The 22,770-nt window shown below is 71.8% G+C and carries 17 protein-coding genes; 10 read left to right on the top strand and 7 right to left on the bottom strand.

Features of this window, described 5'->3' with window-relative positions:
• Window positions 1–35: 35 nt before the first annotated feature.
• The 4 genes from MFF21_RS14400 (at window position 36) to MFF21_RS14385 (ending at window position 5,655) form a co-directional block, all read left to right on the top strand.
• Complete coding sequence (locus MFF21_RS14400) at window positions 36–338, top strand: sarcosine oxidase subunit delta (protein WP_238311816.1); 303 nt, start codon at window positions 36–38, stop codon at window positions 336–338.
• Window positions 331–3,360: a sarcosine oxidase subunit alpha family protein gene (locus tag MFF21_RS14395; protein ID WP_238311815.1), complete on the top strand. Its 3,030-nt coding sequence runs from the start codon at window positions 331–333 to the stop codon at window positions 3,358–3,360. The genes MFF21_RS14400 and MFF21_RS14395 overlap by 8 nt, the downstream gene beginning before the upstream one ends.
• Window positions 3,353–3,958 carry a sarcosine oxidase subunit gamma gene (locus tag MFF21_RS14390; RefSeq protein WP_238311814.1) on the top strand — a complete coding sequence of 202 codons (606 nt, stop codon included), beginning with the start codon at window positions 3,353–3,355 and terminating at the stop codon, window positions 3,956–3,958. Before MFF21_RS14395 ends, MFF21_RS14390 begins: the two co-directional genes overlap by 8 nt.
• Before the next feature lie 401 nt (window positions 3,959–4,359).
• Window positions 4,360–5,655, top strand: a complete 1,296-nt coding sequence (locus tag MFF21_RS14385) for an alpha-hydroxy acid oxidase (RefSeq protein WP_238311813.1) — start codon at window positions 4,360–4,362, stop codon at window positions 5,653–5,655.
• Window positions 5,656–5,725: 70 nt separating this feature from the next.
• Here the strand turns inward: MFF21_RS14385 and MFF21_RS14380 are convergent, their stop codons facing one another.
• The 3 genes from MFF21_RS14380 to MFF21_RS14370 form a co-directional block, all read right to left on the bottom strand.
• On the bottom strand, window positions 5,726–6,166 hold the full coding sequence (locus MFF21_RS14380; protein ID WP_238311812.1) for a DUF779 domain-containing protein: 441 nt from the start codon (window positions 6,164–6,166) through the stop codon (window positions 5,726–5,728).
• A 130-nt stretch (window positions 6,167–6,296) separates the two neighbouring features.
• Window positions 6,297–7,820, bottom strand: coding sequence for an aldehyde dehydrogenase (adh, locus tag MFF21_RS14375; RefSeq protein WP_238311811.1), 1,524 nt, complete (start codon window positions 7,818–7,820; stop codon window positions 6,297–6,299).
• A 231-nt stretch (window positions 7,821–8,051) separates the two neighbouring features.
• Entirely contained in the window at window positions 8,052–9,746 is a 1,695-nt protein-coding gene (locus MFF21_RS14370; RefSeq protein WP_238311810.1) for a serine hydrolase, read from the bottom strand.
• A 207-nt stretch (window positions 9,747–9,953) separates the two neighbouring features.
• Here MFF21_RS14370 and MFF21_RS14365 point away from each other — a divergent pair, with 207 nt between their 5' ends.
• From MFF21_RS14365 to MFF21_RS14355, 3 genes are all read left to right on the top strand, one after another.
• The gene (locus tag MFF21_RS14365; RefSeq protein WP_238311809.1) at window positions 9,954–10,535 is read left to right on the top strand and encodes a hypothetical protein; all 582 of its coding nucleotides are present in this window, start codon (window positions 9,954–9,956) and stop codon (window positions 10,533–10,535) included.
• A 140-nt stretch (window positions 10,536–10,675) separates the two neighbouring features.
• Window positions 10,676–11,980 carry a multidrug effflux MFS transporter gene (locus MFF21_RS14360; protein ID WP_373325021.1) on the top strand — a complete coding sequence of 435 codons (1,305 nt, stop codon included), beginning with the start codon at window positions 10,676–10,678 and terminating at the stop codon, window positions 11,978–11,980.
• Window positions 11,981–12,059: 79 nt separating this feature from the next.
• Window positions 12,060–12,575: a DoxX family protein gene (locus tag MFF21_RS14355; protein ID WP_238311808.1), complete on the top strand. Its 516-nt coding sequence runs from the start codon at window positions 12,060–12,062 to the stop codon at window positions 12,573–12,575.
• On the opposite strand, the gene MFF21_RS14350 is transcribed toward MFF21_RS14355, so the two are convergent.
• Window positions 12,532–14,004, bottom strand: a complete 1,473-nt coding sequence (locus MFF21_RS14350) for an MFS transporter (RefSeq protein ID WP_238311807.1) — start codon at window positions 14,002–14,004, stop codon at window positions 12,532–12,534. The two genes, MFF21_RS14355 and MFF21_RS14350, sit on opposite strands and share 44 nt — an antisense overlap.
• A gap of 298 nt (window positions 14,005–14,302) precedes the next feature.
• Between MFF21_RS14350 and MFF21_RS14345 the strand changes: the two genes are divergently transcribed.
• Together MFF21_RS14345 and guaB are read left to right on the top strand one after the other, a co-directional pair.
• Window positions 14,303–15,184: a DUF3313 domain-containing protein gene (locus MFF21_RS14345; RefSeq protein ID WP_373325020.1), complete on the top strand. Its 882-nt coding sequence runs from the start codon at window positions 14,303–14,305 to the stop codon at window positions 15,182–15,184.
• A gap of 233 nt (window positions 15,185–15,417) precedes the next feature.
• Window positions 15,418–16,908: an IMP dehydrogenase gene (gene guaB / locus MFF21_RS14340; protein WP_238311806.1), complete on the top strand. Its 1,491-nt coding sequence runs from the start codon at window positions 15,418–15,420 to the stop codon at window positions 16,906–16,908.
• A 252-nt stretch (window positions 16,909–17,160) separates the two neighbouring features.
• Here guaB and MFF21_RS14335 read toward each other — a convergent pair whose 3' ends face one another.
• Entirely contained in the window at window positions 17,161–17,835 is a 675-nt protein-coding gene (locus MFF21_RS14335; RefSeq protein ID WP_238311975.1) for a response regulator transcription factor, read from the bottom strand.
• Between the two features lie 11 nt (window positions 17,836–17,846).
• Window positions 17,847–19,334: an ATP-binding protein gene (locus MFF21_RS14330; RefSeq protein ID WP_373325019.1), complete on the bottom strand. Its 1,488-nt coding sequence runs from the start codon at window positions 19,332–19,334 to the stop codon at window positions 17,847–17,849.
• Window positions 19,335–19,826: 492 nt separating this feature from the next.
• Here MFF21_RS14330 and MFF21_RS14325 point away from each other — a divergent pair, with 492 nt between their 5' ends.
• A complete protein-coding gene (locus MFF21_RS14325) occupies window positions 19,827–20,768 on the top strand; it encodes a hypothetical protein (protein ID WP_238311805.1) in 942 nt (313 codons plus the stop codon).
• A 152-nt stretch (window positions 20,769–20,920) separates the two neighbouring features.
• On the opposite strand, the gene MFF21_RS14320 is transcribed toward MFF21_RS14325, so the two are convergent.
• The gene (locus MFF21_RS14320; RefSeq protein WP_238311804.1) at window positions 20,921–22,612 is read right to left on the bottom strand and encodes a DEAD/DEAH box helicase; all 1,692 of its coding nucleotides are present in this window, start codon (window positions 22,610–22,612) and stop codon (window positions 20,921–20,923) included.
• Between the last annotated feature and the right edge of the window lie 158 nt (window positions 22,613–22,770).

Here is a 22,770-nt window from a genome sequence, read left to right as displayed (position 1 = left end):
CGGGGAGGGGCGTGTCTTCAACAGGACGAAGAGCCATGCGCATCCGATGCCCCTATTGCGGGGAGCGCGACAACGGCGAGTTCAGCTATCTCGGCGACGCCGCCCCGGTCAGGCCGGACGGCCTCGAAGCCACCGCCGAAGCCATGCACGACTATGTCTATCTGCGCGACAACGTCGCCGGAGAGACCCGCGAGCTCTGGTACCACGCCGCCGGCTGCCGCTCCTGGCTCGTCGTGACCCGCGACACCCGCACCCACGCGATCACCGATGTCGTCCCGGCCCGGGACGCGGCCCGGCAGTGCGCCGCGGCGCAGGCAGGGAGCGCCGACCATGCTTGAGAAGACCCCCGATTTTCCGCCGGCTGCCCCGGTTCGGGCGGCAACGACCCAGCCCTTCCGCCGGGCGACCGGCGGGGCCATCGACCGGCGCCGTGCCCTCGACTTCACCTTCGACGGCAAGACCTTCACCGGCTTCCAGGGCGACACGCTGGCCTCGGCGCTGCTCGCCAACGGCGTGCGGCTGGTCGGGCGCTCGTTCAAGTATCACCGCCCCCGCGGCATCCTGAGTGCGGGCTCGGAGGAGCCGAACGCCCTGGTCGAGCTGCGCTCGGGCGCCCGGCGCGAGCCCAACACCCGCGCCACGGTGGCGGAGCTGTATCAGGATCTCGAGGCGGCGAGCCAGAATCGCTGGCCCTCCCTGCGCTACGACGCCCTGGAGGTGAACGCCCTGGCCGCGCCGATCTTCGCCGCGGGCTTCTACTACAAGACCTTCATGTGGCCGTCCTCCCTCTGGGAGAAGCTCTACGAGCCGATGATCCGCCGCGCCGCAGGCCTCGGCCGCGCGGCCGACGCCCCCGATCCCGACCATTACGAGCGGGCCTACGCCCATTGCGACCTGCTCGTGATCGGCGGCGGGGCGGCCGGTCTCTCGGCGGCGCTCGCCGCGGGCCGGGCCGGCGCCCGGGTCATCCTGGTCGACGAGGACTTCGCGCTGGGCGGCCGGCTGCTCGCCGAGCGGCGGGAGATCGACGGCCGCCCGGCCGCCGAATGGGCCGCCGCCGTCATCGCCGAGCTGGAGAGCCTGCCCGAGGTGCGGCTGATGCCGCGCACCACCCTGTTCGGCGTCTACGACCACGGCGCCTATGGCGCGGTCGAGCGCGTCTCCGACCACCTGCCGGTGCCGCCCGCGCACCAGCCGCGCCAGCGCTCCTGGCGGATCACGGCCAAGCGCGCGGTGCTCGCCGCCGGCGCCCTCGAGCGTCCCCACGTCTTCGGCGGCAACGACCGGCCGGGCGTGATGCTCGCCGGCGCGGTGCGGACCTATCTCAACCGTTACGCCGTGTTGCCGGGCCGCAACCTCGCCGTCTTCACCTCCAGCGACGACGGCTGGCGCACGGTGGCCGACATCGCCGCCGCGGGCGGGCGCCTCGCCGCGGTGATCGACACCCGCACCGAGGTGTCGCCGGAGCTGCGCCGCGCGGCCGAGTCCGCCGGTGCCCGGGTGTTCCTGGGCGGCTACGTCGCCGGCACCAAGGGGCGGCTGGGGCTCACCGGCATCGAGGTCGTCGATGCGGCGGGCCACGCCCTGACGATCCCCTGCGACGGGCTCGCCATGGCCAATGGCTGGAACCCGATCGTCCATCTCGACTCGCATCTCTCCCGCAAGCCGGTCTGGAACGAGGCGGTCCACGCCTTCGTGCCGGGCACGCTGCCCTCCGGCTTCGTCGCGGCGGGTGCCGCCGCCGGACGCTTCAGCCTCTCCGAGGCCCTGGAGACGGGCGCCGAAGCCGGCCGCGCGGCGGCCGAGGCCTGCGGCTTCACCGCCGCGGCCGCTCCGACGCCGACGACGGATCCCGAGCATCTCGGCCATGTCCCGCTCTGGCGGGTACCGAAGCCGAAGGGCAAGGCCTTCGTCGATTTCCAGAACGACGTGGCCGCCACCGACGTGGAGCTCGCCCATCGCGAGGGCTTTCGCGCGGTCGAGCTCCTGAAGCGCTACACCACCCTCGGCATGGCGACCGATCAGGGCAAGACCTCGAACCTCGCCGGCCTGTCGATCATGGCGGAGCTGACGGGCAAGCCGATCCCGGCGGTGGGCACCACCGTGTTCCGCCCGCCCTTCACCCCAGTGGCGATCGGGGCGCTGGCCGGCCATCACCGCGGCAAGGCGTTCCGCGCCACGCGGCACACCCCGTCCCATGCCTGGGCGGAGCGGCAGGGCGCCGTCTTCGTCGAGGTCGGGCAGTGGCTGCGCGCGGCCTATTTCCCGAAGGCCGGGGAGACCGACTGGCTGGAGACCGTGAACCGCGAGGTCACGACCGTGCGCAGCCAGGTGGGGCTGTGCGACGTCAGCACCTTCGGCAAGATCGACATCCAGGGCCGCGACGCCCTCGCCTTCATCGAGAAGGTCTGCGCCAACCCCTTCGGCACGCTCGCCATCGGCAAGGCCCGCTACGCCCTGCTCCTGCGGGAGGACGGCCTGGTCCTCGACGACGGCACCATCGCCCGGCTCGCCGAGCGCCACTTCGTGATGACGGCCTCGACCGCCCACGCGGCCAAGGTGATGCAGCACCTCGAATTCTGCCGGCAGTGGCTCTGGCCGGAGCTCGACGTGCAGCTCGCCACGGTGAGCGAGCAATGGGCCCAGTTCGCGGTGGCCGGCCCCCGTTCCCGCGACACCCTGCGCGCCGTGGTCGATCCGGGCTTCGACCTCTCCAACGAGGCCTTCCCGTTCCTGGCCAGCGCCGAGATCACGGTGGGCGGCGGCATCCCGGCGCGGCTGTTCCGCATCTCCTTCTCCGGCGAGCTCGCCTACGAGATCGCGGTGCCGGCGGCCTATGGCGAGGCCGCCTGGGAGGCGATCCTGGCCGCGGGCGCGCCCCACGGCATCATTCCCTACGGCACCGAGGCGCTCTCGGTGATGCGCATCGAGAAGGGCCACGCGGCCGGTGCCGAGATCAACGGCCAGACCACGGCCCGGGACCTCGGCCTGGGCGGCATGCTCGCGAAGAAGAAGGACTATGTCGGCCGCCTGCTGAAGGAGCGCGCGGGCCTGACCGAGCCGGACCGTCCGACGCTCGTCGGCTTCAAGCCGGTCGATCCGAGCCAGCGCCTGCGCGCCGGCGCCCATTTCCTGGCCCTCGGCGCGAGCCCGAGCCTGGAGGCGGACGAGGGCTACATGACCTCGGTGGCCCATTCCCCGAGCCTCGGCCACTGGATCGGGATCGGCCTGATCAAGCGCGGGCCGGCGCGCATCGGCGAGCGGGTGCGGGCCTACGATCCCGTCCGCGGCGGCGACATCGAGGTCGAGATCTGCCCGCCCGTCTTCGTGGACCCGAAGGAGGAGAAGCTGCGTGCCTGAGATCGCGAACACTTGGCGGCCCCGCAGCGCCTGGGCCGGCTCTGCCAAGGCCGGACGGCTCGGGCGCTCCACCGGCGAGGCCGGTGTCCGCCTGACCCTGCGCGACCATCTCGGCCTCGCCACGATCCTCGTCGCGGACGGCCAGGAGGCCGCGCTGGCGGAGAAGATCCGCGAGACCCTCCGGCTCGACCTGCCCGGACTGGGCCGGACGCTGTTCACGGGGACGACCGGTCTGGTCTGGTCCGGCCCGGGCCAGTGGCTCGCCGTGGCCGAGGACCGCGACGCCTTCGCGGCGCTGCCGGCGGCGCTGGCCGGCATCGCCTCGGTCACCGACCAGTCGGACGGCCGCGCCGTGGTCCGCGTCTCCGGGCGCGATGCCCGGGTGGCGCTCGCCAAGGGCGTGTCCCTGGACCTGCATCCCCGCGCCTTCCACGCCGGCCACGCGGCGGTCACCAGCATCGCCCATATCGGCGCGCAGCTCTGGCAGGTGAGCGAGGCCCCGGTTTACGACATCGCCGTCGCGCGCAGCTTCGCCGGCAGCTTCTGGTCCTGGCTCGCGGATTCCTCCGCCGAATTCGGCTGCGAGGTCGTGGCCTGAGCCGATTCCCGCCCGAGCCCCGGCTCGGGCGGTCGTTTCCGGTGGCCGGCCATGGTCGCCGCTCCGATCGCGCCGGCCGCCGTCGCGCATCGTCGAGAACCACCGGTGCCGCCGCCGTCGTTCCGGACCGGGTGGGCCACGGCCAGCCTCTCACCAGCCTGCCGGGACAGATCTCCCGCCGCCCGCACAATTCTCGGGAAATGTCTCTTCAGATTGTTTCTCGCTCTGAAATACAATTAGAAGATGCTTTTGCGAAGAATGCGCCAGCCGACGCAATTCTCGCGTTCGAGATCTGAATTATAATCACTCCAATGCGATATATTGCGCTGCACAAAATCTCTTGCGCAGCGCAGCAAAGCTGTTATGGCCGCCGACCGAGAATAGTGGAGAAAGGCAGGCCGATGACCGAGAACGTGCGACTGATGCAGGAGATCGAGGACCGGAAGGTCTTCAATCGTCGCAAGTTCCTCGAATTCCTGGCGGCGAGCCCGGTCGTGCTGCCCGGCGCGGCCGGTGCCCTCGGCGGCGCCTCCCTGCTCGGCGGCGGCGCCCTGGCTCAGAGCTACGACGTGCTGCGCCAGTCGCCCGGCAATGTCGGCGAGATCATCGACCAGCCGAACCAGGCGCTCGACGTGTTCGATTTCGAGCCGGCCGCCAAGAAGGCGCTGCCCCCGGCCCATTTCGGCTACCTCGCCAGCGGCGTCGATTCGGACGCCACGCTGAAGGCGAACCGTGACGGCTTCGACCACATCCGCATCCGGGTGCGCCGCCTGATCGATGCCCGCAAGATCGACACCAGCGTGAAGATCTTCGGCGAGACCTGGGCGAGCCCGATCGCGCTGGCCCCCGTCAGCAGCCAGGGCGCCTTCCACCCCGAGGCCGAGGCGGCGGTCGCCCGCGCGGCCAAGGCCAAGGGCCACCAGATGATCCTCTCGACGGTGGGCAGCACCGCCATCGAGGACGTGATCAAGGAGCGCGGCGCGCCGGTCTGGTACATGCTCTACCCGACCGACGACTGGGCGGTGACCGAGGCCCTGGTGAAGCGCGCCGAGGCCGCGGGCGCTCCGGCCATCGTGCTCACCGTCGACCGCCAGGGCGGCCGCAACACCGAGACCCTGTTCCGCGCCCGCCGCCTCGACACCCGCACCTGCACGGATTGCCACACGCCGGGCTTCAAGAACGAGGTCAGCCGCAAGCCGATGTTCGACGGCCTCGACGTGTCGAAGGTGACGAACCTCTACGGCACCGGCATGACCTGGGACTACGTGAAGCGCCTGCGCGGCATCGTGAAGGGCAAGCTCGTCCTCAAGGGCATCGTCACCGGTGAGGATGCCAAGCTCGCCCTGACCCACGGCGTCGACGGCCTGATCGTCTCCAACCACGGCGGCCGGGCCGAGGAGAGCCTGCAATCGACCATCGGCGCCCTGCCGGAGGTGGTCGCGGCGGTGAACGGCAAGATCCCGGTGCTGGTGGACAGCGGCTTCCGCCGCGGCACCGACGTGCTCAAGGGCCTCGCCCTGGGCGCCACCGCGGTCTGCATCGGCCGGCCCTATTGCTGGGGCCTCGCCGCCTTCGGCCAGCCCGGCGTCGAGACCGTGCTGACCATCATGCAGCGGGAGTTCGAGACGATCATGCGCCAGGTCGGCGCCACCAAGATCTCCGAGATCACCGCCGCCAGCGTCAGCGGCCGCGCCTGAGGCGCCTTCCGGCGGAGCCGCACCTCTCCTCCTCCAGCGAGGACGGAGAGGTGCGGCCTTCGCGCGGAGGTCAGATCCGGCAGGCGCCGGCCAGGGCCTCGTTCTCGGCCTGGCTGAACAGGCGCGAGCGGATGTGGAAGCGCTTCTCGCGGCCGTTCTCCAGGGAGAACATGCCGCCGCGGCCGGGCACCACGTCGAGGATGATGTGGGTGTGCTTCCAGACCTCGAACTGCGAGCGCGAGATGAAGAAATCCGCGCCGCCGACCTGGCCGAGATGCACGTCGGCGTCGCTGGTGAGGAAGTCGCCCACCGGGTAGCACATCGGCGAGGAGCCGTCGCAGCAGCCGCCGGACTGGTGGAACATCACCGGCCCGTAATCCGCCTTCAGCTCCGCGATCAGCTCCAGGGCCGCGGGGGTCGCGGTCACCCGCAGGGGCGTGCCGGCCGTGTCGGCCTGCTCGGCGGTGACGGGATCGACGGCCTCGGCCGCCGGAGGAGCCTGTTCGGTCATGCTGCGTCTCCCTGACTGGCGTCTCGTCCTCATCTGAGCCTCGGGGCGGAAAGTTCCACGCCGCCGCGCCCTTCGACAAAAAACCCCGGCCTTGCGGCCGGGGTCGAGGTCGTCTCGGGTCTGAGGTCTCTCAGAAGAAGCCGAGCTTCTTCGGGGAGTAGGACACCAGCAGGTTCTTGGTCTGCTGGTAATGGTCGAGCATCATCTTGTGCGTCTCGCGGCCGATGCCGGACTGCTTGTAGCCGCCGAAGGCCGCGTGGGCCGGGTAGGCGTGGTAGCAGTTCGTCCAGACGCGGCCGGCCTGGATCGCCCGGCCGAAGCGGTAGGCGCGGGTCCCGTCGCGGGTCCAGACGCCGGCGCCGAGGCCGTAGAGTGTGTCGTTGGCGATGGAGAGCGCCTCGGCGTCGTCCTTGAAGGTCGTCACCGAGAGGACCGGGCCGAAGATCTCCTCCTGGAAGATCCGCATCTTGTTGTGGCCCTTGAACACGGTCGGCTTCATGTAGAAGCCGCCGGCCAGATCGCCCTCGCGGGTGCCGCGCTCACCGCCGGTGAGGCATTCGGCGCCCTCCTGCTTGCCGATATCGACGTAGCTCAGGATCTTCTCGAGCTGCTCCGAGGAGGCCTGGGCGCCGATCATGGTCGCCGGGTCGAGGGGGCTCCCTTGCGTGATCGCCTCGACGCGCTTGACGGCGCGCTCGATGAAGCGGTCGTAGATCGATTCGTGCACCAGCGCGCGGCTGGGGCAGGTGCAGACCTCGCCCTGGTTGAGGGCGAACATGGTGAAGCCCTCGAGGGCCTTGTCGAAGAAGTCGTCGTCCTCGTTGGCCACGTCGGCGAAGAAGATGTTCGGCGACTTGCCGCCCAGCTCCAGCGTCACCGGGATCAGGTTCTGCGAGGCGTATTGCATGATGAGGCGGCCGGTGGTCGTCTCACCGGTGAAGGCGATCTTGGCGATGCGCGGGTTCGAGGCGAGCGGCTTGCCGGCCTCCAGGCCGAAGCCGTTGACGACGTTGACCACGCCCGGGGGCAGCAGGTCGCCGATCAGCTCCAGCACCACCAGGATCGAGGCCGGGGTCTGCTCGGCGGGCTTCAGCACCACGCAGTTGCCGGCGGCGAGGGCGGGCGCCAGCTTCCAGACGGCCATCAGGATCGGGAAGTTCCACGGGATGATCTGGCCGACGACGCCGAGCGGCTCGTGGAAGTGATAGGCAACCGTGTCGTGGTCGATCTCGGAGATCGCGCCTTCCTGCGCCCGCACGCAGCTGGCGAAGTAGCGCCAATGGTCGATGGCGAGCGGGATGTCGGCGGCCATGGTCTCGCGGATCGGCTTGCCGTTGTCCCAGGTCTCGGCCAGCGCGATCAGATCGAGGTTCTCCTCCATCCGGTCGGCGATCTTGTTGAGGATGCGGGCGCGCTCGGCCGGGGCGGTGCGGCCCCAGGCTTCCTTGGCGGCATGCGCGGCGTCCAGCGCCTTCTCGATGTCCTGCGCGTCGGAGCGGGCGACCTCGCAGACCACCTTGCCGGTGATCGGGGAGGTGTTCTCGAAGTAGCGGCCGGCGACCGGCGCGACCCACTGGCCGCCGATGAAGTTGTCGTAGCGGGCCGAGAAGGGCGACTTCGTCTTGGCGTCGGCGAGAAATTCCGGCTTGTTCATCGCGTTTCCTCCATGGCGTTCTTGAATGGCCGGTGGACGGCTTTCCGCGGGAGAGGAGGCCGATCGAGGGGCCAGATCAAGGTGGACTTTAGGCCAAATCGGTTTTGCAGCGCGGCAAGTCGCGGGAAGATCTGATGATTTCCTTGTAAGATCGGAAAGGTTCCAAGGTCAGGTCTCCACCTGCGGTGGCGATGTCTACTCCTGATGATCGCGACTGGCGAGCCCGGGCGGTCAATGGCCGCGGCCGGGCTCCGGCGGGGCGCTTTCCTCGAGGCGCCGGGCCGGCGTGACGCGCCCGTTCTGGGTGAGACTCAGCCCCGTGGTCCGGCCGACGGCATCGACCTCGAAGCGGATCCGCGCATCGACCTCCTTGAGGAAGAAGGCCTCCGCGCCCTCCGGATAAAGCGGGAAGCGCGGCTGCCCCGCGAGCTGGATTTGCAAGCGCCCGCCCTCCTGCGTCACCGTGAGGCGCTGCCCGGCGAGGTCGTAGCGGCCGAGATGGGCGGCGAGCCGGGCGGGATCGACCGGGACCTCCCGCGGCGGCGCCAGGGCCGCCTCCGCCTCCTGCGGCTCGACCCGGATCGCGATCTGGTCCTGGCCGTGCTGGTGCCACACCAGCCCGTTGGGCCGCCCGTCGGGCTCGGTGTCCATGGTGATGCGGGCGCCGAGGGCGGTGCAGGCGAAGGTGCGGTCGCTCTCCGGCAGGAAGGGGAAGGCCGGCTGGCCCGTCGCCTGGACGAGGAGGCCGCGCGCGCCGCGGGTCAGGGTCAGGAAGAAGCGCGGCCCGAGCCGGTAGGTGCCGGCATAGCGGTCGAGGATCAGGTCTTCGAGGGCGAGGGGCTCGGGCGCGTCCGCCAGCCCGAGGAACGGAGCGGCGAGCGCCCGGGCGAGGGTCTGGGCCGGGGCGTTCTCGTTGTTGGCGAGCACGATCACCGCGAGCCGCGCTTCCGGGTAGTAGTCGGTCTGGGCGAGGAAGCCCGAGACCATGCCGGCATGGGACCAGAGCCGCTGGCCATGCGCCGTGCCGATATACCAGCCGAAGCCGTAGCCCCGGCCGCCATCCTCGCCCATGGCGGCAAGCGAGGTTTGGGAGATCACCCGCCCGCCGAACAGGGCCTCGTCCCAGGCGAGCAGGTCGTCCACGGTGGAATAGAGGCCGCCCGCCGCATAGGCCGCGCCCACGGGAAGCGGCGGGGCGTTGCGCCATTGCCCGTGCCAGAAGCGGTAGCCCCGGGCGCGCCGGGGCAGCACGGCGGAGAGGTCGTCGTAGCCGGTCTGCGTGAGCCCGGCCGGCGCCAGGACATGCTCGGCGAGGTAGCGGGGATAGGGCGCGCCGGAGGCGGCCTCGATCACCAGGCCGAGCAGCAGGTAATTGGTGTTGCTGTACTCGACCCGCGTACCCGGCGCGAAGAGCAGGGCCTCCTTCGCCACGCTGGCGAGGATCGCCCGCGGCGGCGGCTCCAGCCGCGCCGTGGTGGCGAGGTAGTCCGGCATGGCCGTGTAGTTGACGATGCCCGATGTGTGCCCGAGCAGGTGGCGCAGCCGCACCTGGGCCCAGGCCGGAGGCAGATCGGGCAGGAAGCGCGCCACGGGATCGTCGAGGGTGAGTTGGCCGGCCTCCGCGAGGAGCAGGATGGCGGCGGCGGTGAATTGCTTGGTGAGCGAGCCGATGCGGAAATGCGTGTCGGGGGTGTTGGCGATGCCCCATTCCCGGTCGGCGAGCCCATAGGCCTGCCGGAACAGCGGTTTGCCGTCCCGCGCCACCAGGACCACGCCCGACATCAGCCCCGCCTCCCGGTAGGGCTCGACCAAGGCCGCCGCCCGGGTCTCGGGGGCGGTGTCGTCTCCCGCGGCCCGCGCCGTCATCGGCAGCGCCGGCAGGAGGAGGGACAGGGCCAGGCGGAGCAGGCAGGGGGCATGGGTCACGGGCCTCCGATCCTCCGGTCTTCGTCCGAGGCGCCCCGAGACGGGATGTGCGCTTCGGCACGGTGCCGGCAAGGGGGCGCCCGCCATCCCGGTCCGGATCACGGTTTCGCCCCGAGCGGGTGGCACGCAACCCTGGCTGGTCGGTGCGGTGTCCTTCGGAGCGCCCGCCAGCCTCCTGCACGTGGAACCGACAGCAGAGGCAGATCCATGACGACCACCGCGCGCATCCTGCTCGCTGCCGCCCTCGCGGCCGGGAGCCTCGCCCCCGCCTCCGCGCTTCTCGCGGGCTCGGCGGCCTGGGCCCAATCCAGGGCCGCGGCGGCGCCGGCCAAGGCCCCCGCGCCGCCCAAGGAGGTCGCGCTGACCCAGGCGCAGATCGACGGGATCGTCGCCGCGCAGGGCGAGCTCGCCAAGGTCTCCTCCGCCGGCGACGGCGAGAAGCCCGATCCCAAGGCCAAGGCCGCGGTCGAGGCCATCGTGAAGAAGAACGGCTTTGCCGGCCTCGACGATTTCCAGGGGGCGGCCGACAGCGTCGAGGCGGTGCTCGACGGGGTCGATCCGGAGACGAAGGCCTATGTCGGCGTGGCGCCGCTCCTCAGGAAGCAGATCGCGGCCGTCGAGGCCGACAAGGCCATGCCCGCCAAGGACAAGGCCGCGGCGCTCAAGGAACTGAGGCAGGCGCTCGCCCAGGGCGAGCCCTCCCAGCCCTCGGAGGGCAACATCGCCCTGGTCACGAGGAACTACGACACGCTCGCCGCCGTGATGGGCGAGGGGCAGGGCCAGGAATAACGCCGCGCTTCTCTCCCGGGCGTTTCCGGGAGAAGGACGTTCTCCCATCGTGACGCCGCATCCGGGGCCGGATGCGGCTCTCTTCGTTCCGCCCCCCGTTTCCGTCCGAACCGGCCTCGTTCGCCGCGAAAGCACCGCCCGTGACCGCACCCTTCCGGCCCGCGCCCGGCCGTCCCGTCCTTCCCCCCGGCAACCCGGTCTCCCCCGGGGATCCGGCCGGGGCGCCGCCCTGGGACGGGCCCCGCTTCGGCGAGTTCGTCGCCATCGTCGCCCTGATGATGGCGGTCACCGCCATGTCGATCGACAACCTGCTGCCGGCCTTCCCGGCGATCCGCGAGCGCTTCGGCGTGGCCGATCCCAACCACCTGCAACTCCTCGTCTATGTCTACATGATCGGCTTCGCGGTGGGGCAGATCGTCTACGGCCCGGTCTCGGACGCCCTGGGGCGGCGGCGCGTGCTGCTCGCGAGCCTCGCGATCTACGTCGTCGCCTGCCTCGCGGCGATGGTGGCGCCGACCTATGGCTGGCTGCTCGCGGCGCGGGTGGTGCAGGGCGTGGGCGCCGCCGGGGGACGGGTGCTCTCCACCGCCATCGTGCGCGACCGCTTCGCCGGCCGGCAGATGGCGAGCGTGATGTCGCTCATCATGATGGTGTTCCTGATCGTGCCGATGATCGCCCCGGCGATCGGCTCGACCATGCTGCTCCTCGGCTCCTGGCACTGGGTCTTCGTGTCGATGCTGGCGCTCTCGGGTCTGCTCGTCGTCTGGTTCACGACACGCATGCCGGAGACCCTGCATCCCGAATACAGGCGGCCGCTCTCGCTGAAGGCGACCTGGGAGGCGGTGAAGATCACCCTGCGCACCCGCGTTGCCGTGGGCTACGCCACGGCGCTCGGCCTGCTCACCGGCTGCATCATGGGCTATGTCGGCTCGGCCGAGCAGGTCTTCGATTCCGGGCTCTATCATCTCGGCGGGCTGTTCCCGCTCGCCTTCGCGGCGGTGGCGGGCGCCATGGGCGCGGCCACCCTCGTCAATGCCCGGGTGGTGCAGCGGCTCGGCATGCGCACCCTGTCCCATGCCGGCGTCATCGCCTTCACCGCGGTCGCCCTGGTGCAGGTCGGCATCGGGCTCGTCTATCATGGCCACCCGCCCCTGTGGCTGTTCATGGCGGTGCTCTGCGCCAACCAGTTCATGATCAGCTTCGCCATGCCGAACTTCAACGCCCTGGCGCTGCAGCCCCTCGGGGCGGTGGCGGGCACCGCCTCCTCCTTCCTCGGCTTCTACACGACCCTGCTCGGGGCGGCGGGCGGCGCGATCATCGGCCAGACCTTCGACGGCACGGTGATGCCGGTCGGCCTCGGCTACGCCGTGCTCGGCGGCGCGGCCTTCCTCGTCGTGCTGTGGACGGAGCGCGGGAAACTGTTTCGGGCGGGCGTTTCCGGTTGAGGACGCGGAAGGCTTAACCGCTCCTTCAACGCCTGCGCGCAAGCCTGACATCCGCCTCATCCTGCGCGGAGTTGCCCTCGTGACCGGTCGTGCCCAGAACGGCGTGCTCCTCGCCTCGCGGCTGCTGATGGCGGCGGCCCTGCTGCCGACGGGGATCGCCCGGGCGCTCAACGTCTCGGGCTTCGCGCTCACCCTGGCCAGTGCCGGCATGCCCGCGCCCAACGCCGTCGCCACCGCGGCGGTGGTCGTCCAGGTGTTCGGCCCGCTCGCGGTCGTCCTCGGGGTGATGCCGCGGATCACCGGCTTCGCCATGGCCGGCTTCGTGGCGGCGATGGCGGGGCTGCTGCACCCGTTCTGGCTCTATGCCGGCGGCAGCGCCGTGGTGGAGCGCAGCTTCCTGCTCGCCGATCTCGGGCTCGCCGGCGCCTTCCTGATGTATGCGATGACCGGCCCCGGCGCCTGGAGCTGGCAGGGCCTGCGCCGCGGCGGATCCGCGCCGGCCCGCGCCCCGGCCAAGGCGGCCCCGCGCTCCGGCGCCAAGGCGGGCGGGGCTAAGCGTGCCCCCGGCCGCGCTCCGGCCCGGGCGGCGGCGTGAGCGGGGCCAGGGTCGCGGGCGCGCCGTCGGCGGGGCGCACCACCGCGATCCTGTGACCGGAGACCTCGTCGCCCGCTTCCGGCGCGAGGCTGCGGAACACGAAGAACGAGCCCGCCGAGATCAGCGCCACCGCGAGAAAGGCGAGGGGGAAGTCGTCCGCCGTGAGGCCGGCATGGCCGTGCCAGGCCGCCGTGCCCTCCAGCGCCAGGGCGCCGAGGGTCACGCCGAGGCTCAAGGAGATCTGCTGCGCCACGCTGGCGAGGCTGGTCGCCGCGCTCATCTCCCTCTGCTCCAGGTCGGCATAGGCGATGGCGTTCACGCAGGTGAATTGCAGCGAGCGCACGCAGCCGCCGACGAGCAGCACCGCCACGATGATCCCGTGCGGCGTCTGCGCCGTGAACAGCCCGTTGGCGGCGAGGAAGGCCGAGGCGATCAGGGCGTTGGCCACCATCACCCGGCGGAAGCCGTAGGCCCGCAGGATGCGGGGGCCGACGATCTTGATCAGCATGGCGCCGGCGGCCGCGGCGAAGGTGATCAGGCCGGAGCGCAGGGGATCGAGCCCGAAGCCGATCTGCAGCATCAGCGGCAGCAGGAAGGGGATCGCCCCCGTGCCGATACGGAACAGCGAGCCGCCGGTCACCGCCGCCCGGAAGGTGGCGTGGCGCAGGAGGTCGAGCCGGATCACCGGATGCGCCACCCGCCGGGAATGGCGCAGGTAGAGCCCGATCAGCCCCGCGCCGGCGGCGATGCAGGCCCAGGACACCCAATCCGGCAGGAGATGCCGCCCGGTCGAGGCGAGCCCGAGCATCAGGCTCGCGAGCCCCGCCCCGGAGAGCAGGAAGCCCAGGCCGTCGAGGGGCGGGCGCTCGTCCTCGCGCAGGTCCTCGAAAAACAGGGTCGCGAGCAGGAGGCCGGCGAGCCCGATCGGGATGTTGATGAAGAAGATCCAGCGCCAGTCGAAATAGGTGGTGATGAAGCCCCCGAGCGGCGGGCCGATGATCGGCCCGATCAGGGCGGGGATGGTCAGGTAGGCCAGCGCCCCGACGAGCTCGGATTTCGGCACGCTGCGCAGGATCACCAGGCGCCCGACCGGCACCATCATCGCCCCGCCGATCCCCTGCAGGAAGCGCGCGCCCACGAAGCCGGCCAGGGACCCGGCCCCCGCGCAGGCGAGGGAGCCCGCCATGAACACGCAGAGCGCCGCGCGGAACACGTTGCGCGCCCCCCAGCGGTCGGCCGCCCAGCCGGAGACGGGGATGAAGATCGCGAGGCTCACGAGATAGGCGGTGAGCGCCAGCTTCAGGGCGATCGGGTCCTCGCCGAGGCTCTTGGCGATGGCCGGCAGCGCCGTGGCGATCACCGTGGAATCGGTGTTCTCCATGAAGAGCGCGGTGGCGACGACGAGGGGGACGATCTGGGCGGGACGCATCGGGAGCGAAAGGCCGTTCGAGGCCCGTGGGTTGCAAGCCCGTACGCCCCCCGGCGGCTGCGTGAAAGTCTCGCGGGATGAAAGACGCGTTTCGGACGTAGCCGGTTTTTCGTGGCGGATCAGTCACATGCGCAAACCGATGGTTCACGCTGCCCTGCGCTGCCGCTTCCGCGGATCACGGGCTTGTGGTTAAGCTCACGATGGCGTGATCGAGGGGCCTGGCTCCGGCGAGGCGCCGCCCGGAGCCGGTGCCCCCGCGCCGGCCCTGAAAAAATCCCGCGAAAGAGACAGGCTGTCCGTGCGGCTCGAACACACCCGCTCCTTCTGTCGCGCCGCGGGCCTGGCCGTGGGCCTGGCGCTCGCCCTGTCGGGCTGCGGCGACGTCGTGCTGACGGACGGGCGCAGCCTGTCGAGCGCCGCGCGCCTCGTGGCGAGCGACGAGGTCGCCTCCGAGGCCAGGCTGTTCATCGACTATCCGGTGGTGTCCCGCGCCCGCACGGTGCGCATCATCCCCACCGCCTTCCCCGAGACCGTCTCCCGCCCGGGCCTGACGCCGGCCGAGCGCAAGCTCGTCGCCAATGCCGCCGACCGGGCGCTCTGCTACGAGCTCTCGCTGAAATACGACGTGGTCAGCCACGGCAAGGCGGACCTCACCGTGCGCTCGACCATCTCGCGGGTCGATCTCACCAACGTGCCGGCGGCGGGCTCCACGGTCGGGCTCTCGGCGGCGATCACCATCGCCGGGCAGGTCGGCATCGGCTTCGCCGACGCGATCGGCAAGGTGCCGGTGCCGCGGGTGCCGATCGGCCTCGGCAGCCTCACGGTGGAGGCGGAGGTGCTCGACGCCCGCAACCGCCAGCGCGCGGCCATGATCTGGGGCGGCGCGGCCAACGCCTTCACCAACCAGGCCCGCTTCTCCGCGGTCAGCGACGCCTACGACCTCGCCGGCGAGTTCGGCCAGGATTTCGGCTCCTACCTCGTCAACGGCGTCGACCCGTTCAAGGCGCCCCTCGGCATCCCGAGCTACGACCGCGTCCGCATCACCACCCTCGGCGAGGCGCCCCTCGACCCGGACTGCGAGGCTTTCGGCCGGGCGCCGGGCGTCGACGGCATCATCGGCGACTATATCGGCCTGCCGCCCGAATGGACGGACAAGGGCCCGGCCGGCGGCCTGCCGTAGCCCTTCGCGGCCCGGCGGCTCTTATTCGGGAACGGGGCGCCCGGGCGGGACGGGCTGGTATGAGCGCGCCCACCTCCCTTCCGGGAATGCAGGGCTGACCCGTCGTTTTCCCCCTGTGCAGCGGGCTTGCCGCCTTTGCGTGCGGGAAGGTCGCGTGATACTGGCACGTGCCAATCCGATCCGCCGGCACCAGCAACCTCCGGCGAACGTTCCTGAAAATCCGGAGTTGGCTCATGGCCCGTTTCAGCGCAGACTCGATCATCGAGGGTCTGACCTTCGACGACGTGCTCCTGCGCCCCGCAGCCTCGTCGGTGATGCCGACCGAGGTCTCGGTCGCATCGCGCCTCACCCGCTCGATCCACCTGAACCTGCCGATCGTCTCCTCGGCGATGGACACGGTCACCGAGGCGCCCATGGCTATCGCCATGGCGCAGAACGGCGGCATCGGCGTCATCCACCGCAACCTGGAGCCGGCCGAGCAGGCCGAGCAGGTCCGCCTCGTCAAGAAGTACGAGTCGGGCATGGTGCTCAACCCGATCACCATCCATCCGGACGAGACGCTGGCCGACGCGCTGAGCGTGATGAAGCTCCACAACATCTCCGGCATCCCGGTGGTGGAGCGCGGCCCCAACGGCTCCCGCGGCAAGCTCGTCGGCATCCTCACCAACCGCGACGTGCGCTTCGCGACCGAGCGCGGCCAGTCGGTGGCCGAGCTGATGACGCGGGACCGCCTCATCACCGTGCGCGAGGGCGTGACCCAGGACGAGGCCAAGCGCCTGCTCCACCAGTTCCGGATCGAGAAGCTGCTGGTGGTCGACGACCATTACCGCTGCATCGGCCTGATCACCGTCAAGGACATGGAGAAGCAGGTCGCCCACCCGAACGCGGTGAAGGACGAGCAGGGCCGCCTGCGCGTCGCCGCCGCAACCACGACCGGCGACCAGGGCTTCGAACGGGCCGAGCGCCTGATCGATGCCGGCTGCGACGTGGTGGTGGTCGACACCGCCCACGGCCACTCGATCAAGGTGCTCGACGCCGTGCGCCGGGTGAAGGCGCTCTCCAACGCCGTGCAGATCGTCGCCGGCAACGTCGCCACCCGCGAGGGCGCCCAGGCGCTGATCGATGCGGGCGCGGACGCCATCAAGGTCGGCATCGGCCCGGGCTCGATCTGCACCACCCGCATCGTGGCCGGCGTGGGCGTGCCCCAGCTGACCGCGCTGATGGAGGCGGTGGAGGCGGCCCACGACGCCGACGTGCCGGTGATCGCCGATGGCGGCATCAAATTCTCGGGCGACCTTGCCAAGGCGATCGCCGCCGGCGCCTCGGTGGCGATGCTCGGCTCGCTGCTCGCGGGCACGGACGAGGCGCCGGGCGAGGTGTTCCTGTACCAGGGCCGCTCCTACAAGAGCTACCGCGGCATGGGCTCGGTGGGCGCCATGGCCCGCGGCTCGGCGGACCGCTACTTCCAGGCGGAGGTGAGCGACACCCACAAGCTCGTGCCGGAGGGCATCGAGGGTCAGGTCCCCTACAAGGGCCCGGTCGCCGCGGTGTTGCACCAGCTCGCCGGCGGCCTGCGCGCGGCGATGGGCTATGTCGGCGCGCCGAGCGTGCCGGAATTCCAGGAGAAGGCGCAGTTCGTGCGCATCACCAATGCCGGCCTGCGCGAGAGCCACGTCCACGACGTGACCATCACCCGCGAGAGCCCGAACTACCCGAGCCGGTAAGGTCGGCAGAGTCCGGGACCGTGCCCACGGTCCCGGATGAGGGTTTCGCCTCCGCGACCCGCATGAACAGAAGACCGTGCGGGCCTCTCCTCGCCCTCTGGGCGAGGGGGGACCGCGCGGAGCGCGGTGGAGGCGCGCGCCGCGCTCGATGCCGGGTACTTCGGTGCCGCCTCGTCCGTCCGCTTCGCGGCCACCTTCCCCAGAGGGGAAGGAAAGGCGCTCGACCCCCTCTACGCAACCGGAGGCGACGTCTCACCCCTGCCGCTGCGCCTGGGTCACGGCCACGTGGATCAGCTCGGCCAGGGTGCGCACGCCGAGTTTCTGGCGCATCTGCGAGCAGGCATTGGTGACGGTCTTGTAGCTGACCGAGAGGTCGGCCGCGATCGCGCCGTAGGACTTGCCCTGGGCGAGGCGGGCCAGGATCTGCTGCTCGCGGGGGGTGAGCTGGGATTCGGGGGTGCGGCGCGGGTCGGCCCGCAGCATCGCCACCTCGGTGGCGAGCCGGCGGTCGAGGAAGACCTCGCCCTTGCGCACCTGCTCGAAGGCCTGGAACAGCTCGTTGGAGGCGTGGTCCTTGAGCACGTAGCCGAGCGCCCCGGCTTCGAGGGCGCGCGAGACGATGACCGGGTCGTTGTGCATCGAGAACACGAGCACCCGCGTGCCCGGCTCCACGGCGCGCATGCGGCGGATCAGGGCGAGGCCGGCCAATCCGCTGCCCTGGAAGGTGAGGTCGCAGATCACGACCTTCGGGCGCAGGCGGTGGAACAGGCGGTAGCCGGCGACCGTGCCGGTCGCCTCGGCCACGCTCTCGATGCCGGCATCCTCCAGCACGCGGCGGCAGCCCTGGAGGACGATCGGATGATCGTCGATCACGAGCACGGTCTCGGCGGGGGTGCCCTTGGCGAGGGAGTCGGCGGGGGTCTTCATCGCAAGCGCAGTCATGTCGCGGGCTTCGTCTCGAGAGAGGGCGTCGCGGCCGGGGCCGGGTGTCCGGCGGCCTGGTCCTCGCCCCGCTCCGGATCGATCGGGATCGTGATCCGGACAACGGTTCCCGGCGCGGCATTGTCAAGGGTGAAGCTGCCGCCGAGGGCCTCCACGCGCTCGCGCATGCCGGAGAGGCCGAGGCCGGTGCGGTGGTCGGGGGCGAGGCCGCTGCCGTCGTCCCGCACGCTCACCGTCAGCCCCCGCGCCGTCTCGCCGGCCTCGGCGCGGACATGGCGGGCGGCGCCGTGACGCACGGCGTTGGTCATGCTCTCCTGGATGCAGCGGAACACGGTGAGGTCGACGACGTCGCCGTAGCCGCGGCCGAGATCCTCGAAATGGCCCTCGAAGCGCGTGCCCGGATGCCGGCGGGAAAAATCCCGCAGGAGCAGGTCGAGGCATTGCGGCAGGGGGACCTCGCCCAGGGCGTGGGGGCGCAGGCGGTTGAGCAGGTCGCGGTTGAGCGTCTGCACCTGCCCGACGATGCCGGCGATGTCGCCGGCCCGGGCCGCGAGCTTGGCGCGGTCGGGCTCCGGGGCCTGGGCGAGCCGGGCCACGGAGGCGGCATTGGCCTCGAGGGCGAACAGGCAGGGCCCGAACTCGTCGTGCAATTCCAGGGCGGTGCGGCGGCGCTCGTCGTCCTGGGCGGTCAGGAGCTGCCGGTTCAGGCGGTTGTTGGCGGAGCGGGCCTCGCTCAGCGCCCCGGCCACGCTGTTGAAGCGCTCGGTGATCACCGCGAGCTCGCGGGAGGTCGGCGGGTCGAGGCGGGCGGTGTAGTCGTGCCGCTCCAGCTGGGTCAGCCCTTCGGCGAGGCCGTGCAGCGGCTTCAGCAGCCGCCCGAAGGCGAGGTAGAGCGCGGCCAGAACCGCGACGTTGAGGAGCAGGCTCGCCAGCGACAGGGAGACGGCGTCGTCCCAGCTCTCCTCGATCTCGTCGCCCGGCTCGGTGGTGATGCGGGCCGTGCCGATGGTCGCCCCGCCGGCCACGATCGGCACCTGATGCTGCTCCACCGGCGGCGCGATCAGCTGCACGAACCAGTGCGGCGCCTCCCGCGGGCGGCGGCGCAGCCCTGGCTCGTCGATGGTCACCCGCTGGCCGGCGGCGTCGAACACGGCGACGCGGACGTGGCGCAGGGTCTGGAAGCGCAGATCCAGGGTGTGGAGCAGGCTCTCGGGGCTGGGCGCCCGGGCCAGGCGGATCGTGTCCGAGACGAGGGGCTCGACGGTGGCGAGGGAGGCGCGCATCTCCACCTTCACCGCCTGTCGGGCGTTGAGCACGATGACCCCGCAGGTGGCGATGGCCGCGACCAGGTCGATGGCGAGCACCACCAGGATCAGCCGCATCCGCGTGGACAGCCCGGCCCAGAAGGGCAGGGCGCCCCGGGTGGCCGGGGGCCGCTCCTGGCGCGCGGCCTCGAAGGCGTCGTGATCCGGCCTCTGGCCCATCGCCGCCTCCCTCAGCCCCGCTTGCGGGCCGGATCGCCGGGTCGGGAAGCGGCCGTGCGGGGTGCGGTCACGGTTAAGCGGCTCGAATGGAAGGCGTTTCGCGTCGGCCGGGCAGCGTGGCCGATTGGTCGCCGAAAGTCCATCTTGCTAGCCCGGCTGGGGCCTCGAGCTGCACTGAGGAATCTCTTATTGTCGTGCCCCTGTCCGGGAGGTTCTCGAAGCGCCGGCGGGCCACCTTGCCCGGGCGAGGGGGCGCCTCCGGGCGGGACGCGTCGCCCGAGTCGGGGTGTTCGAGTCCTGCCAGAGTCTTCGGATTGAGCCAGCTTGGGACGTGTGAAGTCACGTCCGGTGACCAGATCTTAAACCCATGTGCTTCATCAGATTCGTGGGGGAACGCGACTCCTCATCACTGTCGCCGGTCCTTCCGACATCTTGCCGCCGCATTGTCAGGGTCGCTTCGTCGTGACGATCAACGCTCGAAAGCCCGACCTCATGACGGTCGCCCTCCATCCTTCCGAGACCCGCGCCGCCGAGGAGCGCGCCCCGGCCGCCGCCGGCCGCAAGACCGGCCTGTTCGTCCTCGGCGGCATCGCCGGCCTCGGCCTGCTCGCCTTCTCCGTCGGGGCCTTCAGCTTCTTCTCGGACCTGGCCGATCCCCGCGCCCGCGCCGCCCGCAACGGCGCCGTCGCCGCGAGCTGGCCGGACCTGAAGGACGGCGTGCCCGCCCTGGCCGCGAAGGACGGCACGGCCAAGGACCAGCCGGCCGTCTCGCTGCCGAGCCCCGACAGCATCCGGGCCGAGGCCCCGCAGGCCGCGCCGGTGCCCGCCGCCGCGCCGCTCCCGGTCCGGGCCGAGGCGCCGAAGCCCGTTCCCGAAGCGCCCAAGCCCGTGGCCGAGGCGCCGAAGCCGCCGGTCGAGGCCGCGAAGCCCGTGGCCGAGGCGCCCAAGGCCGAGGCCTCCAAGCCCGTTGCCCCTGCGAAGCTGGCCGCGGAGAAGCCGCGTCCCGCCGCGCCCGCCGCCCGCCCGCCGCTGCCCATCGCCAATGCCGCCATGGTCGGCGCGGGCGAGGCGGCCGCGCCCGCCGTGACGCCGGCCCGCACCGCCAAGCTCATCGCCCCGGCCAAGTCCGAGACCGTGAAGGCGAAGGACGAGCGGCCGAGCACCTTCGTCTCGCTGCCCTCCGCCGAGAAGCCCGCCGCGGCGACACCCGCGCCGAAGAAGGCCGCCGCCGCGCAGCCGGCGCCGCCTGCCAACAAGAAGCCCGCGACCAAGGCCGTCGCCGCCGCCCAGCCCCCCGGCGAGGCCGCCAGCCACGCCCCGGCGGCCCCGGACGAGCCCGAGCTCCTCGGCGTGAAGATCCCCGGCGCCCGCGCCCTCAGCGACGGCGTGAAGGCGGTCGGCAACCTGTTCGGCGGCCAGAGCGACGAAAACTGACGGGGCGGCGCGCGCGCCGCTCGCCGTTTCAGGCACCCGCGAAGCAACCCAGCGGCGGCGCCCCCTCCGGAGAGGGCGCGCGTCGGCTCCGCCCCAAGAGGGCGAAGCGACCGTTTCCGCTCGCGAAGGCGTCGGGGCTGAGTGCGCGGGCTCTACTTGCCCGCGCGGCGGGCGTGCTTGGTCGCCCGGGGGCTCTTGTGCTTCTTGGGCGGGGGCGACTCGTCGCCGGGGACGCGCTCGATCTGCAGGTCGTCCGAGCCGCGGTGCCGGAAGGCCTCGGCGAAGGCGGCGGCCGCGCTGCCGCGGATCTCGAACTTGGTCTCGCGCTCGAAGATGCGGATCGCGCCGATATCGCCGCGGCCGATCTGGCCGCGCCGGGTCAGCATCGGCAGCAGGCGGCGCGGCTCGGCATTGTCGCGCTTGCCGAGATTGAGCCGGAACCAGGCGGAGGGGCCGTCCTCGCCCACCCGCGGCGCGCCGAGGGCCAGGGCCTGGTCGCGCTCCAGGGCGGTGCGCTCCCGCCGCGGCGGGTCGGCGGCGAGCTCGGTCACCTCCTCCGGCACGGGGATGCGGGAGCGGTAGATCCGGGCGAGCGCCCCGGCGAGCACCTCCGGCGCGAGGTTGGCGAGCAGCGCCTCGGCCCAGTCCTTGTCCTCCTCCGAGACCGGCTCGGTGAGCAGCGGGTCGGCGAGCATGCGCTCCCGGTCGAGGCCGCGGATCTCGTCGGCCGTGGGCGGCCCGCTCCAGGAGGGGTTCACCTTGGCGATGGCGAACATCTGCTCCGCGCGCCGGCGCCGGGCCGGGGGCACCAGCAGCACGCTGGTGCCCTTGCGGCCGGCCCGGCCGGTGCGGCCGGAGCGGTGCTGCATCACCTCCGCGTCGTGGGGCAGGTCGGCATGGATCACGAGGTCGAGGCCCGGCAGGTCGATGCCGCGGGCGGCGACGTCCGTCGCGACGCAGACCCGGGCGCGGCCGTCGCGCAGGGCTTGGAGCGCGGCGTTGCGCTCGCCCTGGCCGAGCTCGCCCGAGAGCGCCACCGCCGAGAAGCCGCGCTCGTTGAGCGAGGCCTGGAGATGGCGCACGCCGTCGCGGGTGTTGCAGAAGACGATGGAGGTCGGCGCATCGACGTAGCGCAGCACGTTGACCACCGCGTGCTCGATCTCCCGCGGCAGCACGCGCACCGCCCGGTAGGCGATGTCGGCATGCCCCCGGGTCTCGCCGGCCACGGCCAGCCGCAGGGCATCGCGCTGGTAGCGCTCGGCCAGCGCCACGATCAGCTTCGGCAGGGTGGCGGAGAACAGGAGCGTGCGCCGCTCGGAGGGCGTGGCCGAGAGGATGAATTCGAGATCCTCGCGGAAGCCCATGTCGAGCATCTCGTCGGCCTCGTCGAGGACGACGGCGCGCAGGGCCTCCGTGCGCAGGCGCCCGCGCTCCAGATGGTCGCGGATGCGGCCCGGCGTCCCGACCACGATATGGGCGCCGGCATCGAGCGCCCGGGCCTCCTTGCGCGGATCCATGCCGCCGACATTGGCGACCACGCGGGCGCCGGTGGCGGCGTAGAGCCAGGACAGCTCCCGCTGCACCTGCAGGGCGAGCTCCCGGGTCGGGGCGATGGCGAGCGCCAGGGGCGCGTCGGGGGGCGGCAGGGTCTCGGCGCCCGCGAGCAGGGTCTCGGCGATGGCGAGGCCGAAGGCCACCGTCTTGCCCGAGCCGGTCTGGGCGGAGACGAGCAGGTCGCGGCCGGCCTCCGTGTCGAGCACGGCCTGCTGCACCGGCGTGGGCTCGGCATAGTTGCGATCGGCGAGCGCCCGCGCGAGCGGGGCCGGAAGAGTCGGGAACGGCACGGGGCGGGGCCTTGAGGAAGCCGGAGCGTGAGGGCCGGGCGGGGAGCGCCGGCACGGGCCGGCCGATTCGGGCCGGTCACGGTCGATTGCGGATCCTGCCCTTCTAGCCTCGGTGCTGCATTGCGCCAATTCCCGGTATGCATGCGGCCCGTGCGGCG

The organism is Methylobacterium organophilum, from assembly GCF_022179465.1.
Classification (GTDB): Bacteria; Pseudomonadota; Alphaproteobacteria; order Rhizobiales; family Beijerinckiaceae; genus Methylobacterium; species Methylobacterium organophilum.
The sequence above is the reverse complement of the archived record's forward strand: the minus strand, read 5'-3'. Positions and strand labels throughout refer to the sequence as shown.